The 15,312-nt window shown below is 29.1% G+C and carries 13 protein-coding genes; all 13 read left to right on the top strand.

The genetic code is table 11. From position 1 onward, the window contains the following. Positions 1-235 precede the first annotated feature (235 nt). The 13 genes from eno (at position 236) to BLS77_RS15505 (ending at position 15,248) form a co-directional block, all read left to right on the top strand. The gene (gene eno / locus BLS77_RS15565) at positions 236-1,531 is read left to right on the top strand and encodes a phosphopyruvate hydratase (protein WP_089971911.1); all 1,296 of its coding nucleotides are present in this window, start codon (positions 236-238) and stop codon (positions 1,529-1,531) included. Positions 1,532-1,796: 265 nt separating this feature from the next. Beyond that, positions 1,797-2,027 carry a preprotein translocase subunit SecG gene (gene secG, locus BLS77_RS15560; protein WP_089971910.1) on the top strand — a complete coding sequence of 77 codons (231 nt, stop codon included), beginning with the start codon at positions 1,797-1,799 and terminating at the stop codon, positions 2,025-2,027. A gap of 129 nt (positions 2,028-2,156) precedes the next feature. Further along, complete coding sequence (rnr, locus tag BLS77_RS15555) at positions 2,157-4,376, top strand: ribonuclease R (protein ID WP_089971909.1); 2,220 nt, start codon at positions 2,157-2,159, stop codon at positions 4,374-4,376. 278 nt (positions 4,377-4,654) lie between these two features. Next, positions 4,655-5,122: an SsrA-binding protein SmpB gene (smpB, locus tag BLS77_RS15550; RefSeq protein ID WP_089971907.1), complete on the top strand. Its 468-nt coding sequence runs from the start codon at positions 4,655-4,657 to the stop codon at positions 5,120-5,122. Positions 5,123-5,457: 335 nt separating this feature from the next. Beyond that, positions 5,458-5,820 carry a GntR family transcriptional regulator gene (locus tag BLS77_RS15545; RefSeq protein WP_089971905.1) on the top strand — a complete coding sequence of 121 codons (363 nt, stop codon included), beginning with the start codon at positions 5,458-5,460 and terminating at the stop codon, positions 5,818-5,820. Positions 5,821-5,823: 3 nt separating this feature from the next. Next, a complete protein-coding gene (locus BLS77_RS15540) occupies positions 5,824-6,699 on the top strand; it encodes an ABC transporter ATP-binding protein (protein WP_089971903.1) in 876 nt (291 codons plus the stop codon). After that, positions 6,699-7,436 (top strand): hypothetical protein, encoded by a 738-nt coding sequence (locus BLS77_RS15535; protein WP_089971901.1) that lies wholly within the window; start codon positions 6,699-6,701, stop codon positions 7,434-7,436. The genes BLS77_RS15540 and BLS77_RS15535 overlap by 1 nt, the downstream gene beginning before the upstream one ends. Before the next feature lie 323 nt (positions 7,437-7,759). Beyond that, positions 7,760-9,322, top strand: a complete 1,563-nt coding sequence (locus BLS77_RS15530; protein WP_089971899.1) for a sigma-54-dependent Fis family transcriptional regulator — start codon at positions 7,760-7,762, stop codon at positions 9,320-9,322. A 406-nt stretch (positions 9,323-9,728) separates the two neighbouring features. Beyond that, positions 9,729-10,895: an iron-containing alcohol dehydrogenase gene (locus tag BLS77_RS15525; protein WP_089971897.1), complete on the top strand. Its 1,167-nt coding sequence runs from the start codon at positions 9,729-9,731 to the stop codon at positions 10,893-10,895. A 296-nt stretch (positions 10,896-11,191) separates the two neighbouring features. After that, positions 11,192-12,082 (top strand): sulfide/dihydroorotate dehydrogenase-like FAD/NAD-binding protein, encoded by an 891-nt coding sequence (locus BLS77_RS15520; RefSeq protein ID WP_089971896.1) that lies wholly within the window; start codon positions 11,192-11,194, stop codon positions 12,080-12,082. Beyond that, the gene (gene gltA, locus BLS77_RS15515; RefSeq protein WP_089971895.1) at positions 12,082-13,467 is read left to right on the top strand and encodes an NADPH-dependent glutamate synthase; all 1,386 of its coding nucleotides are present in this window, start codon (positions 12,082-12,084) and stop codon (positions 13,465-13,467) included. The genes BLS77_RS15520 and gltA overlap by 1 nt, the downstream gene beginning before the upstream one ends. A 169-nt stretch (positions 13,468-13,636) precedes the next feature. Continuing rightward, positions 13,637-14,257: a DUF47 domain-containing protein gene (locus BLS77_RS15510; RefSeq protein ID WP_089971892.1), complete on the top strand. Its 621-nt coding sequence runs from the start codon at positions 13,637-13,639 to the stop codon at positions 14,255-14,257. Beyond that, complete coding sequence (locus tag BLS77_RS15505) at positions 14,250-15,248, top strand: inorganic phosphate transporter (protein WP_089971889.1); 999 nt, start codon at positions 14,250-14,252, stop codon at positions 15,246-15,248. Before BLS77_RS15510 ends, BLS77_RS15505 begins: the two co-directional genes overlap by 8 nt. Positions 15,249-15,312: the final 64 nt, after the last annotated feature.

The following is a 15,312-nucleotide window of genomic DNA, read 5'->3' as shown; positions in this document are numbered from 1 at the left end:
AGAATAATAATCACTATAATAGAATTAAGGAAGTTGAAGGAAAATAAATTAGAATCTGACTAGTTATTAAAAAAAATATCTAATTATTATAATAATAATAAATTATTTAGAAGATAATAAAGAAGTATCGTTTTTCATCAAATTATATAAGGCACTTTCAAAAAAGAGTATATGAATAGATGAAAATGTTATTTTGAAATATAACTAAAATCAAAATATTTAGGAGGAAAAGAAAATGAAAAATTATGTTGAAATTGTAGATGTAGTGGCAAGACAAATTATGGACTCAAGATGTTTCCCAACAATAGAAGTTGAGGTGTATCTTGATGATGGTACTATGGGAAGAGCAGCAGTTCCATCAGGAGCATCAACTGGTAAGTTTGAAGCAGTTGAACTTAGAGATGGAGACCAATCTAAATTCATGGGAAAAGGTGTTTTAAAAGCAATAAAAAATGTAAATGATACTATTGCAGAAGAATTAATAGGATGTAATGTATTTGATCAAACATATATAGATAAAATGCTTATTGAACTAGATGGAACACCTAATAAAGGTAAACTTGGAGCAAATGCAATTCTTGGAGTGTCACTTGCGGTTGCAAATGCAGCAGCTACTTCACTTGGAATGCCATTATACCAATATGTAGGTGGAGTAAACGCAAAAGTTTTACCAGTACCTATGATGAATATTATAAACGGAGGATCACATGCTGATAACTCAGTAGATTTACAAGAATTTATGGTTATGCCAGCAGGAGCTTCAAGTTTTAGTGAAGCGCTTCAAATGTGTGCAGAAGTTTATCATACATTAAAGAAAATATTAAATGATAAAGGATATTCAACTGGAATTGGTGATGAAGGTGGATTTGCTCCAAACTTAAAATCAAATGCAGAAGCAATTGATGTTATTATAGAAGCAATTACAAAAGCTGGATACAAACCAGGAGAAGATATGTTTATAGCTATTGATGCGGCTGCATCAGAATATTATAAGGATGGAAAATATGTTTTAGCTAATGAAGGAAAAAGTTTAACTTCAGAAGAAATGGTAGCATTCTTTGAAGAGTGGGTTAATAAATATCCAATTATATCAATAGAAGATGGTATGGATGAAGAAGATTGGGACGGTTGGAAGTTACTAACAGAAAAGCTTGGAAAGAAAATTCAATTAGTTGGTGATGATTTATTTGTTACTAACACTGAAAGACTAGAGAGAGGAATTGAAATGGGAGTTGCAAACTCAATCCTTATAAAGCTTAACCAAATTGGTACATTAACAGAAACTTTAAATGCAATAGAAATGGCTAACAGAGCTGGATACACAGCAGTTATCTCACATAGATCAGGAGAAACAGAAGATACTACTATTGCAGATTTAGTTGTAGCAGTTAATGCAGGACAAATTAAAACAGGTGCACCAGCAAGATCAGAAAGAGTTGCTAAGTATAATCAATTAATTAGAATAGAAGAAGAACTTGAGGAAGTAGCAGAATATAGAGGAAAGAAAGCATTCTTTAACATTAAAAAATAGGTTAATATAATTAAAATTTATATTTTCAATAGGATTTATTATAAAAAGTGGTGAAAGCCACTTTTTATTTTTTCTAGTATATAGATTATGAATAACTATATTTTAAAGGTAAATAGGTTAACTACTATAGAAATTAGTAGTTAAAAAAATCTATGCTACCTTAAATGGAGAAAAATGTAACTAAATACTTGTTTTTTAATATGTAGTATGATATTATAGGCTTATATAAAAATGTAAATCGGAAGAGACAGTGGGAGGTATAAGTATGAAAAATTTTCTGCTAGTATTAGAAATGATTTTAGGTTTAATAGTTGTAGTAACAATATTAATGCAACCAAGTAAGGCAGATGCCCTAAGTGGATTAATTCAAGGTGGAACAACTGAAACATTTTTCTCGAAAAACAAAACTAAAACTAAAGAAGTTATGCTTGCAAGAGCAACAGTAGTATCAATGTCGATGTTTGCAATAGTTACAGTGGCATTAAATTTAATATAGTATGATGAAAAGCTACTATCATTATGATAGTAGCTTTTATTTTAAGGTTATTTTAAAAGAATAATTTATAATATAAGTACATAATGGATATACTTTAAGTAAGTAATAAAAAATGGAGGAATGCAATATATGGGAATGAAAAAAACGCTTTTAAACTTTATGAGGGAAGAAGCTTACAGACCAATGGATATACAAGAACTAGTAACAGTATTTGATATATCACAAGAGGAATATAAGCCTTTTAAAAAGACTTTAAAAACAATGGAAAAAGAAGGTACAATAATAAGAACTAAAAAAGATAAATTCGGGATTCCAGAAAGAATGGGACTAGTAAGAGGTAAACTTCAAGCTCACCAAAAAGGTTTTGGGTTCTTAATACCAGAAACTGAAGGTGAAAGAGATGTATTTATCCCAAGTTCATTTATGAATGGAGCTATGAACGGAGATAAAATATTAGTTCAAGTAACAAAAGAAGATAAAAATGGAACTAAAAAAAGAGAAGGTGAAGTTGTTGATATCCTTGAGAGAGGAAACAGCAAAATTATCGGTATATATGAAGGTAATAAGAACTTCGGTTTTGTAGTTCCAGAAGATACAAGATTAAATCAAGATATTTTCGTATCTAAAAAAGATAAAAATGGAGCAGAAGATGGAGATGTAGTTGTTGTTGAAATAACTAGATGGCCAGATCAAAGAAGAAGCCCAGAAGGTGTAGTTGAACAAGTACTTGGTAAAAAAGGAGATAAGGGCCTTGACATATTAACTATAATTAAAAAATATGGTCTGCCTGAAGAGTTCTCTGAAAAAATATTAAGCTATGCAGAGGGTGTATCAGAAACAATTGAAGATAAAGAATATAGAAGAAGAAAAGATTTAAGAAATATGAAAATGGTAACAATAGATGGAGAAGATGCTAAGGATTTAGATGATGCGGTATCAATAGAAAAATTAGAAAATGGAACATTTAAATTAGGAGTTCATATTGCAGATGTAACTCATTATGTTAGAGAACAAAGTCCTCTAGATAAAGAAGCATTTGACAGAGCAACTTCTGTTTATTTACTAGATAGAGTTATACCAATGCTACCAAGAAAGCTTTCAAATGGTATTTGTTCATTAAACCCAAGTGTTGATAGATTAACATTAAGCTGCTTTATGACAATAGATCAATCAGGAAAAATTATAGATCATGAAATAGCTGAAACTATAATTAATACAACAGCAAGAATGACTTATACAGATGTTACTAAAATTTTAAAAGATAAAGACGCAGAACTTATAAAGAAATATGAAAATCTACATCAAGATTTCTTAGATATGGAAGAGCTTTGTGCAATTCTTCGTAATAAAAGAATGAGAAGAGGAGCTATAGATTTTGATTTCCCAGAATCTAAAATAATATTAAATGAACTTGGAAAACCAGTTGATATTAAGCCTTACGAAAGAGGAATAGCTAATAAAATAATAGAAGAATTTATGTTAGCAGCAAATGAAACAGTTGCAGAATATATGCATTGGGCACATATGCCATTTGTTTATAGAATTCATGAAGAACCAGATGAAGAAAAATTAACTAAGTTTAAAGAGTTTGTTTATAATTTAGGATATGGAATTAGATGGACACAAGATGTTCAACCTAAACTGCTGCAAGAAGTACTTGAAAAGGTAAAAGGAAAACCAGAAGAACCAGTAGTAAGTAAATTATTATTACGTTCAATGATGCAAGCTAAATATTCACCAGAATGTGTAGGTCACTTTGGTCTTGCAGCTAAATATTACTGTCACTTTACATCACCAATAAGAAGATATCCAGATCTTCAAATACACAGAATTATAAAAGAGCATTTAAATGCTAAAATAGATGAAAAAAGAGCAGAAAAATTAGCTGTAATAGTTGATCAAACTTCAAAACAATCATCAGAAAGAGAAAGAGTTGCAGAACAAGCAGAAAGAGAAGTTGATGATTTAAAGAAAGCTGAATACATGCAAAATAGAATAGGTGAAGAATTTGAAGGAATGATATCATCAGTAACTTCATTTGGTATATTTGTACAACTACCAAACACTATAGAAGGTTTAGTCCATATTACTGAATTAGATGATGATTATTATATATATGATGAAGCTCATTTATGTTTAATAGGTGAAAGAACTAAAAAAGTATATAGACTTGGAGCAGTAGTTAAAGTTAAATGTACAAAAGTAGATATAGATAATAGAGAAGTCTACTTTAATTTAACAGAAGAAGAGGAAGCACCAAAAACAGAAATTAAGGCAAATAAAAAACTAGTTGATGAATTACTAGAAGTTAAAGAAGAGATGAAAACAAACTACGTAGACGAAGAGTAGAATGTTTATTTAATAGAAACAAATTTAAGGAAACTTCAAAAGCACTAATCTTTTAAGGTTAGTGCTTTTTCTTTACTTTCAACTTATAAATTATAATAATAAATTTTATGCGAAATTATATTGTTTATTTTACAATGCCTAAATGATAAATTTAGAACTTATAAATTTACAATTTGAAATTATATTGATATACTATAATTAATAAATAATAGAAATTTTAATGATTCAAGATACTTTCTAATCTTGGATACATTAAAATTTATTAGTGGGTGAAAAAAATGGTAAGAAAAAAAAATAGTAATACATTAGCTGAAAATAGAAAAGCAAGACATGATTACTTTGTTGAAGAAACAATAGAAGCAGGAATATCTTTAGTAGGAACTGAAGTTAAATCTATAAGAATAGGTAAGTGTAATCTTAAAGAAAGCTATGCAGATATATATAACGGAGAAATGTTTATTAAAGGAATGCACATAAGTCACTATGCGCAAGGAAACATTACAAACGTAGATCCGATAAGAGAAAGAAAGCTTTTACTTCATAAAGAACAAATAAAAAGATTTGATTTATTAGTAACTAGAGAAGGATTTACACTAATACCATTAGCTTTATATTTAAAAAATGGAAAAGTGAAAGCAGCTATTGGTTTATGTAGAGGTAAGAAAAATTACGATAAAAGAGATTCAATGCTAGAAAAAGCACATAACAGAGATATAGAAAGACAAATGAAAGAAAGTAATAGATAATAATTTTATTTAAGATAAAAGGCTCCTCATTTTGAGGAGTCTTTTTGTGCGTAAAAATATTAGGTTGTGCAAAATAGATCAGAATCTAACTAGTTATTTTTTAAGATCCCTAATGGATGTGAAAATAAATAACAAGCTAATATGAAATTAAATAGAAAATATTTACTGGATAGTATTGACAATAAACTTAGTTAGTTATATAGTTAATTACAATAGTAACTAACCAAGGAGTTATGCATAGTATATAACATAGAGAATTAGGCATTTAAAAAAATAATAAACTAGCAAATTGATATATTATTTTTTTGAAAGTCACTTATATAAGGAGTGATAATATGATTTTAGAATTAACAAATGACACGCCAATATATGCGCAAATAGCTCAAGCTATTGAAGATAATATTTTAAAAGGGATTTTTAAAGAAGAGGGAGTAATACCATCAACTACAGAAATATCTGTTAAGTTTAAAATTAATCCTGCAACAGTGGCAAAAGGGTTTAATTTATTAGTAGATGAAGGAGTTATATATAAAAAGAGGGGTGTGGGAATGTTTGTTTCAACAGGTAGTAAAAATTTGTTAATGGAAAAGAGAAAAGATAGTTTTTATAAAAAATATATAGTTTCTTTAATTGAAGAAGCTAAAAGATTAGATATTTCAACTGTAGATATTATAAATATGATTAAGAAGGAGGATTAATTTATGAGTACAATAAAGATTTCTAACATTACAAAAAACTTTGGGGATGTTTGCGCATTAAATGATGTATCTTTAACATTAGAGGAAAATAAAATTTATGGTTTACTTGGAAGAAATGGAGAGGGAAAAACTACACTTCTAAATCTTATGACAAATAGGATTTTCCCAACCCGTGGAACAATAACTATTGATGGTGAAAATGTTATAGAAAATGATAATGCTTTAGAAAAAATATATTTAATGGTTGAGAAAGATTTATATCCAGAGAGTATGAAAATAAAAGATATTTTAAAATGGACAGCAGAGTTTTATAAAAACTTTAACATGGATTATGCATTAGAGCTTTCAAAGAAATTTGGAATTAATATAAATAAAAAGTTTAAAGAACTTTCAACAGGATACACATCAATATGTAAAATAATAATTACATTAGCATCAAACGCAGAAATATTATTATTTGATGAACCAATACTTGGGTTAGACGCAGGTCATAGAGATTTGTTTTATAAGGAACTAATGGCAAATTATATAGAAAAGCCAAAAACAATTATACTTTCAACTCATATAATTGAAGAAGTAGCTGATATTTTAGAAAATGTAATTATAATGAAGGATAATAAAATTATTAAAAATGTAGAAGTAGAAGAGCTTTTAAAAGATTCATATACAATTTCAGGTTTAGACAAAAATGTTGATGATTATATAAAAGGAAAAAACTGTGTAAATGTAGAAACTATGGCTTCATTTAAAGCAGCAACTATAATTGGAGAAGTTACAAATAAAGAAAAAGAAGAGCAAATTAAATTAGATCTTAAAGTTTCAAAGGTAGAACTTCAAAAATTATTTATATATTTAACAAGTGAAGGAGGAGAAAAATAATGAAATGTTATAGTGTTGCAAAATATAATTTGGCTAGTGTTAAAAAATCAATGATAATATATTATTCTATATTTATTTCAGTTTTGATAGTTATGTCATATCTTCAAAAACATTATAGAGATGGGAATATAGTTTCATCTGGGATTGAGATATCTACTGTTATATTTTTATTTGTTATAGGGTTAAACTTCTTTAAGGAAAATTTCTATTTTTCTCAAAGTAATAATATATCAAGGAAGACATACTTTAAAGGAACAATATTATCAATATTGACCATAGCAGCAATAGCATCATTATTGGATGTAATAATAAATAGAGTATATAATCTATTTACTAAATCTCCAACTGGTTATGATATGATTTTTACAAGTTTTAGAGATTTGGAAACTGCGGGTACAACGAGTATATGGATTCAAAATAATGATGTAGTAACATTGTTAAACACTTTTTTATTACAATTTTCAGTGTATATTATGATTTTTACATTAGGATTAACAATAGTATTAATATACTATAAGTGTAATAAATTAATGAAAACAATAATTTCAATAGGACCAATAATAATTGCAGGTACTTTCGAAAAATTATTTAGCGAAATAGGGATATTTATTCAAAATATATTAGGGTGGAATACAATGAATCCTTATGGAGCAATAGGAACATTTATAGTTGTATTTATTATTTTAATAGGATTTATATATTTGTTAGTTAAAAAAGCAATAATTAAAGAAAGATAAGGGTAAATTAAAAAACAATAAGAGTGACTGGCATTTTAGTGTCAGTCGCTTTTTATGTTCTAAAATATTTCAAAAAACAGAGCAGTATTTTAGACTTTTTGAGCCTTTTTGTTATTTTTTTCATAGGTCTTATACAAGTTGTTTAAAATATGGTAATTGGATATAATAAAGGTATATTTATTTGGATATGCTTTAGGCATCATAAAATAGCGGAGATGTAATAAGTAGCTGATTAAAAGTAGAAGACTTAATTTCACTTTTAAATATATGATTTTAGAAGGGGTATATGAGGTAGGGGCAGTTTAACAAAAGGGGAGAAATTTATGTTAGATAATAAATTATTAGTTAAGGAGTCACATAAAAGAAGTAAGGGGTATGGAGTACTAAAAGAATCTATATATTCTAAAAAAATATTAGAGAATGAAGAATTATTAAGAATTTTAAGTAATAATAGTGAGCTTATTGAAATTTCAAGGCCTTATATAGATATGATGTTTTCATCTGTTCATGATAATGATTTTATTATAGTTTTAACAGATAAGGAAGGATGTATATTAAATATAAAAGGTGCTGAGTGGATAGTAAATAAATTTGATAAATTGAATTTAAAAATTGGTGCTTATATGGATGAGCAAAATATAGGAACTAATGCAATGGGGACAGCAATAAAAGAAGATAAGTGTGTTCAAATTACAGCAAATGAACATTATATAGAAAGCTTTAGGAGTTTAACTTGCTCTGCAGCACCAATTCATAATATATATGGCAAGATAATAGGAACGTTAAACTTAACAGGGAAAAGCAATATGAAGCACCCTCATACTTTAGGGTTAGTTGCCTTTGGAGTTAAAGCAATAGAGAATAATTTGGATAAATGCAAAAATGATACAAAGGGAGCTTTTTGTGATTTTAATGATATTATAGGGAAAAGTGCAGCTATAACTAATGTTATAACAAATTGCAAAATAATAGCTAATAGCCCATCTACAGTTTTAATTCAAGGCGAAAGTGGGACAGGCAAAGAGGTATTAGCTCAAGCTATACATAACTATAGCTATAGAAGAAAAAATAAGTTTGTAGCAATAAATTGTGGAGCAATACCTGCAAACTTAATTGAAAGTGAACTATTTGGATATGAAGAGGGGACTTTTACTGGTGGAAAAAAAGGCGGTAAGATTGGGAAAGTTGAAATAGCAAATGGAGGAACTTTATTTTTAGATGAAATAGGAGAAATGCCTTTAGAGATGCAAGTTAATCTTTTAAGAGTACTTCAAGAAGGTGTTATAACTAGACTTGGAGGAAGTGAAGAAATTCCAGTAGATATTAGAGTTATTGCGGCTACTAATAAAAACCTTAAAAAGCAAATAGAAAAAAGGGAATTTAGAGAAGATCTTTATTATAGGCTTTGTGTTATTCCGATAAAAATACCGCCATTGAGGGAAAGAAATGGTGATATAGAGGAGCTAATAGAATATTTTTTAAGAAAGAAATCATTTAAATTAAATAAGGTAGTACCAGAGATAAATAATGAATTATATAAAGATCTAGTTAATTATAATTGGCCAGGAAACATAAGGCAACTAGAAAATTATATTGAGAATATAGTTAATTTAGGTGGAAAATTATCTTTTGATTTAAGTGAAGATAATGAGAGTAGTAAGGAAATATATAGTTGCATAGGAATAATTAGAGATGAAATAGAAAAGTCGAGAGTAGATATTAATATACTAGAAAAAGATTTGAATTTAGAAATTATAGAAGCTAGAACAATAGATACCGCAATGAAAGTTAATAATTATAATATCACTAAAGTTGCAATTGTCTTAGGTATAAGCAGAAATACTTTATATAATAAGATAAAGAAATATAATATAAAAAGCAAATAAAAAATACATTAATAGATATTAACTGGCTATTCAAAGGAATATAGTGTAATAAAAACTAACAGTGTATTAAAAGCTAACAGTATTATAAAAATATAATGTTAACTTTTAGGACATTGTTATTTAATAGTAAATATTTTATATTTGAATAAATTGCTATGATAAGGCTATTACAAGAAAGTATGATAAAAAAATAACAATTGGCACGGTAGTTGCTATAAATATATATAAGGGATTTTTTTAATAATTAATATCCTTAAGTTAATAAATTAGTAATATAAACTGATATAAAGAAATATAAATATAAAAGTATAACCTTTTAGAAAATTTTTAGTATGAAAATTTATTGATTATAATTTATTTAAAGTTAAAAAGGTATAAAAGAAATAGGGATTTAGGAGGAATTATTATGGCACGTTTTACATTACCAAGAGATATTTATCATGGCGTTGGGTCACTTGAAGTTCTTAAAACTTTAAAGGGTAAGAAGGCAATGGTAGTAGTTGGTGGAGGATCAATGAAAAGATTTGGTTTTCTGCAAAAAGTTGAAGACTATTTAAAGGAAGCTGGAATTGAAGTTGAACTATTTGAAGGTGTTGAACCAGATCCATCCGTTGAAACTGTTATGAAGGGTGCAGAAGCAATGAGAAGATTTAAGCCCGATTGGATAGTTGGAATGGGTGGCGGATCACCAATAGATGCAGCTAAAGCAATGTGGATATTTTATGAATACCCAGATTTTACTTTTGAACAAGCTGTAATTCCATTTGGATTACCTGAATTAAGACAAAAAGCTAAGTTTATAGCAATTCCATCAACTAGTGGAACAGCAACAGAAGTTACTGCTTTTTCAGTAATAACAGATTATAAAGCTAAAATAAAATATCCTTTAGCTGATTTTAACATAACTCCAGATATTGCTATAGTAGATCCATCATTAGCTCAAACTATGCCAGCGAAATTAGTTGCGCATACAGGAATGGATGCATTAACACATGCAATTGAAGCTTATACAGCAGGTTTAAGATCAAACTTCTCAGATCCTTTAGCAATGAAGGCTATAGAAATGGTTAAAGCTAATTTAATGCAATCTTTTGAAGGTGATGTAGAAGCTAGAAACTTGATGCATGAAGCTCAATGTTTAGCAGGAATGGCATTTTCAAATGCACTGCTTGGAATAGTTCATTCAATGGCTCATAAAGTAGGAGCAGTATTCCACATTCCTCATGGTTGTGCAAATGCGATATTCTTACCATTTGTTATGCAATATAACAGAGTAGAGTGTGAAGGTAGATATGCAGATATTGCTAGAATGTTGAAGTTAGATGGAAAAACAGATGTAGAGTTAACAGATTCATTAATAGAAATGATAAATGAATTAAATACAAAATTAAGTATTCCTCATACAATGAAGGAATATGGAATAACTGAACAAGACTTTAAAGATAATGTGAAGTTTATAGCACATAATGCAGTATTAGATGCTTGTACAGGATCAAACCCAAGAACAATAGATGATGAAACTATGGAAAAAGTACTAGAATGTACTTACTATGGTACAAAAGTAACGTTCTAATAAAAAATAAAAAAATTATCAGATGCCCTCTTTTTATAGGGGGCATTTTTAAAGTTATATTATTTCAGAAAAAGTTTCTTTTAAGAGTGCTGAAAATAGACTAGAATCTAAATAGTTAATTTTTGAAGTTCTCTAAATACATAAAATAATAGTAAAATAGTGATAAATTAGAATTGAAAATAAATTAATAATTTAAAATGCAGAATATTTTAATTATTATGTAAAAATAATATTGTTTATAAATTCAAATATGATAAAATGTAAACATTGTGTATAGAAAAAAGGGGGAGAAAAATATGTATAAAATAGTTAGTAAAAGGGAGCTTACAGATAACATATTCTTAATGGATATTGAAGCTCCAAGAGTAGCTAAATCTGCAAACCCAGGTCAATTTATAATTATAAAAAACGATGAAAAAGGTGAAAGAATACCTTTGACAATTGCAGATTATGATAAAGAGGCTGGAACTGTAGCTATAGTATTTCAAACAGTAGGGGGCGGAACAAAGCAATTAGCAAGCTTTGAAGTTGGAGATTATGTTTCAGATTTTGTTGGACCACTTGGACAACCAAGCGAATTTATAACAGAAGATTTAGAAGAATTGAAAAAGAAAAACATAATATTTATAGCTGGAGGCGTAGGGGCAGCCCCTGTATATCCACAAGTTAAGTGGATGCATGAGCAAGGTATAAAATGTGATGTTATAGTAGGTAGTAGAAATAAGGAATTATTAATTTTAGAAGATGAGATGAGAGCAGTAGCTGGAAATCTTTATATAGCAACTGATGATGGATCTTATGGATTTAATGGTAGGGTTACAGATTGTCTTAAAGAACTAGTGGAAGTTAAAGGTCAAAAATATGACCATGCAGTTGTAATTGGACCAATGATAATGATGAAATTTATGGCGATGCTTACAAAGGAATTAAATATAAAAACAACAGTAAGTTTAAATCCAATAATGGTAGATGGGACAGGCATGTGTGGTGCTTGCAGAGTTACAGTTGGAGGGAAAGTTAAATTTGCATGTGTAGATGGACCAGAATTTGATGGGCATTTAGTTGATTTTGATGAATCTATGAGACGACAAACTCTTTATAAAAAAGAAGAGGGACGAGCTCAGCTTAAAGTAGAAGAAGGAAATACTCATAAAAATGGTAGCTGTGGCTGTGGAGGTGACAAGTAATGAATATGGTAGATAGAATGAAAAGAACACCGGTAACAGAGCAAGCACCAGAAATTAGAGCAACTAATTTTAAAGAAGTATGTCTTGGATATAATGAAGAAGAAGCTATAAAAGAGGCAAATAGATGCTTAACTTGTAAAAATCCTAAATGTGTTGAAGGATGCCCTGTAGCTATAGATATTCCAGGATTTATTGATTTTGCAAAGAAAGGAAACTTTGAAAGTGCAGCAAAGGAAATAGCAAAGTATAGTTCATTACCAGCAGTTTGTGGAAGAGTGTGTCCACAAGAAAGCCAATGTGAAGGTAAATGTGTACTTGGAATAAAGGGAGAACCAGTTGCAATTGGTAAGCTAGAAAAATTTACAGCAGATTGGTCAAGAAGAAACAATGTGGATTTATCACAAACAGAAGCAAAAAATGGTAAGAAAGTAGCAGTTGTAGGAAGTGGCCCTGCTGGTTTAACTTGTGCAGGTGATTTAGCTAAAAAAGGATATGAAGTTACTATATTTGAAGCACTGCATGAAACTGGAGGAGTTTTAGTTTATGGTATTCCAGAATTTAGACTTCCAAAAGATGAAGTAGTTAAAGCTGAAATTGAAAATATAAAAAAATTAGGTGTAAAAATAGAAACTAATGTTGTTATAGGAAGAACTATAAAGATTGATGAGCTTATAAAAGAAGAAGATTTCAAGGCAGTATTTATAGGATCTGGAGCAGGTCTTCCAAAATTCATGGGAATTCCAGGAGAAAATGCTAACGGAGTGTTTGCAGCTAATGAATTCTTAACAAGAGTAAACTTAATGAAAGCATATAAAGAAGATTATGTAACACCAGTAAATATTGGTAAAAAAGTAGCGATTGTTGGTGGGGGAAATGTAGCTATGGATGCTGCAAGAACTGCATTAAGATTAGGTTCTGAAGCACATATAGTTTATAGAAGAAGTGCAGAAGAGCTTCCAGCAAGAGCAGAAGAAGTACATCATGCAAGAGAAGAAGGAATAATATTTGATATATTAACTAATCCAACTGAAATACTTGTTGATGAAAATGGATGGGTTAAGGGTATGAGTTGCATGAGAATGGAACTTGGAGAACCAGATGCATCAGGAAGAAGAAGTCCAAAAGTTGTAGAGGGTTCAGAATTTGTAATGGATGTTGACACTGTAATAATGTCGCTTGGAACATCACCAAATCCATTAATATCTTCAACAACAGAAGGTTTAGATATTAATAAATGGCAATGTATAATTGCAGATGAAAATGGCTTAACATCAAAAATAGGTGTTTATGCTGGTGGAGATGCAGTTACAGGAGCCGCTACAGTTATACTTGCAATGGGAGCTGGAAAAAAAGCAGCTGCTGCAATAGATGAATATTTAAGATAATAAATGAAAACTTGCCGCTGAGGTTAATCCATAGAAGGGACTAACTTCAGGGGCAAAAACTTTTTTTTTGTATTTTATTAGTAATGTATTTTATTTTTAACAGTTATGTATTAAAATGTAGTGAAGAGTATTTTCAACTTTATACATTAAAACAACAGGGGGATATATTATGATATCAGTAAAGAGAAAAGAAGATAAATTTTTTGACATGTTTGTTGATTTTTCAAAAAAGGTTCATAAATCTGCATTAATGATGAGGGATTTCATGAACGATACTAGTAATACTGAAGTAAAGTATCAAGAAATTAAAGACTTAGAAAAACAATGTGATGAAATGCTCCATTCAATTTATACAGAATTAGATAATAGTTTTATTACTCCAATAGATAGAGAAGATATACATGCAATCGGAAATGCCCTTGATGATATTATCGATTATATTGAAACTACTTCCAGTAGAATATTAATATTTGATATAAAGGAAACAAGAGGATACATAAATGAATTCTGTGATTTAATTGTTGAGGCAACTTCTGAAGTAATTAATTTAATGGTAGAATTTAAAATAATGAAAAAAAGTAAAATTTTACAGGAAAAAATTTGGTTAATTAATAAGCTTGAAGATGCCGGTGATAAACTATATAGAGATTCATTAAAACAATTATTTAAAGAAACAGATGCAATAGAAATAATTAAATGGAAAGAAATACTTGAACGCATGGAAAAGGCAATAGATTCTTGTGAAGATGTAGCTAATATGGTTAAAGGGGTTGTAATGAAGAATGCCTAGTTCCACAATTATAATAACAATAGTTATTGTTATATTAGCTTTAGGTTTTGATTTTATAAATGGATTTCATGATACAGCTAATGCAATTGCTACATCAGTAGCAACTAGAGTTCTGACACCTAGACAAGCTATAATAATGTCTGCTTCTCTTAATTTAGTAGGCGCATTAATTAGTGTAAAAGTTGCTACAACTGTAGGAGCAAATATTATAAAACCAGAATTTATGCCTCAAATTGCTGTAATTACAATGCTTATTAGCTCAATATGTTGGAATTTAATAACTTGGTATTATGGAATTCCAAGTAGTTCTTCTCACGCCCTAATAGGTTCATTACTTGGTGCGGGGATAACTTATAATGCTAGTTTTTCAATAGTTCAATGGGGTAATTTTATGTCAAAAATAGTATTGTGGCTTTTTTTATCTCCAATTATAGGGTTTTGTGTTGGGTTTGTATTTATGAAAATATTAAATGTAATACTTAGTCCATTTAAACCTAAATCTATATCTAAATTTTTCTGTAAAGCTCAAATTGCTTCAGCAGCTGCAATGGCATTTAACCATGGGTCAAATGATGCTCAAAAATCAATGGGTATTATAACTATGGCTTTAGTTAGTGGAGGATTAATAAGTGATTTCCATGTATATACTTGGGTTAAAGTTTGTTGTGCTATTTCTATGGCTTTAGGAACCTCTATTGGTGGATGGAGAATTATTAAGACTATGGGAGTTAGCATGGGTAAATTAACTCCAGTTAATGGATTTGCTGCGGAAACTAGTGCAGCGGCAATTATTTTTACTGCAACTATGCTTGACGCACCAGTTTCAACAACACAGATAATTTCAACTTCAATAATGGGAGTTGGTGCATCTAAAAGACTTTCATCTATAAGATGGGCTGTGGCAAAAAATATTGTATGGGCATGGGTTGTAACAATCCCAGTGTGCGCAATATTTGCAAGTTTACTAACACTTTTAATAAAGATGTTATAATATTTATAGGGATGTACATAATTAGTAAGGCTATGAAATTCTATAATTTCATAGCCTTACTGTT

Source organism: Clostridium gasigenes (assembly GCF_900104115.1).
In the GTDB taxonomy this organism is placed as follows: domain Bacteria; phylum Bacillota; class Clostridia; order Clostridiales; family Clostridiaceae; genus Clostridium; species Clostridium gasigenes.
The sequence above is the reverse complement of the archived record's forward strand: the minus strand, read 5'-3'. Positions and strand labels throughout refer to the sequence as shown.

Coding starts and splice junctions, on each gene's coding strand:
- BLS77_RS15540 (WP_089971903.1), top strand. CDS start 5,824: ATGAGTACAATAAAGATTTCTAACATTACAAAAAACTTTGGGGATGTT.
- eno (WP_089971911.1), top strand. CDS start 236: ATGAAAAATTATGTTGAAATTGTAGATGTAGTGGCAAGACAAATTATG.
- gltA (WP_089971895.1), top strand. CDS start 12,082: ATGAATATGGTAGATAGAATGAAAAGAACACCGGTAACAGAGCAAGCA.
- BLS77_RS15525 (WP_089971897.1), top strand. CDS start 9,729: ATGGCACGTTTTACATTACCAAGAGATATTTATCATGGCGTTGGGTCA.
- rnr (WP_089971909.1), top strand. CDS start 2,157: ATGGGAATGAAAAAAACGCTTTTAAACTTTATGAGGGAAGAAGCTTAC.
- BLS77_RS15545 (WP_089971905.1), top strand. CDS start 5,458: ATGATTTTAGAATTAACAAATGACACGCCAATATATGCGCAAATAGCT.
- BLS77_RS15520 (WP_089971896.1), top strand. CDS start 11,192: ATGTATAAAATAGTTAGTAAAAGGGAGCTTACAGATAACATATTCTTA.
- BLS77_RS15510 (WP_089971892.1), top strand. CDS start 13,637: ATGATATCAGTAAAGAGAAAAGAAGATAAATTTTTTGACATGTTTGTT.
- secG (WP_089971910.1), top strand. CDS start 1,797: ATGAAAAATTTTCTGCTAGTATTAGAAATGATTTTAGGTTTAATAGTT.
- BLS77_RS15530 (WP_089971899.1), top strand. CDS start 7,760: ATGTTAGATAATAAATTATTAGTTAAGGAGTCACATAAAAGAAGTAAG.
- BLS77_RS15535 (WP_089971901.1), top strand. CDS start 6,699: ATGAAATGTTATAGTGTTGCAAAATATAATTTGGCTAGTGTTAAAAAA.
- BLS77_RS15505 (WP_089971889.1), top strand. CDS start 14,250: ATGCCTAGTTCCACAATTATAATAACAATAGTTATTGTTATATTAGCT.
- smpB (WP_089971907.1), top strand. CDS start 4,655: ATGGTAAGAAAAAAAAATAGTAATACATTAGCTGAAAATAGAAAAGCA.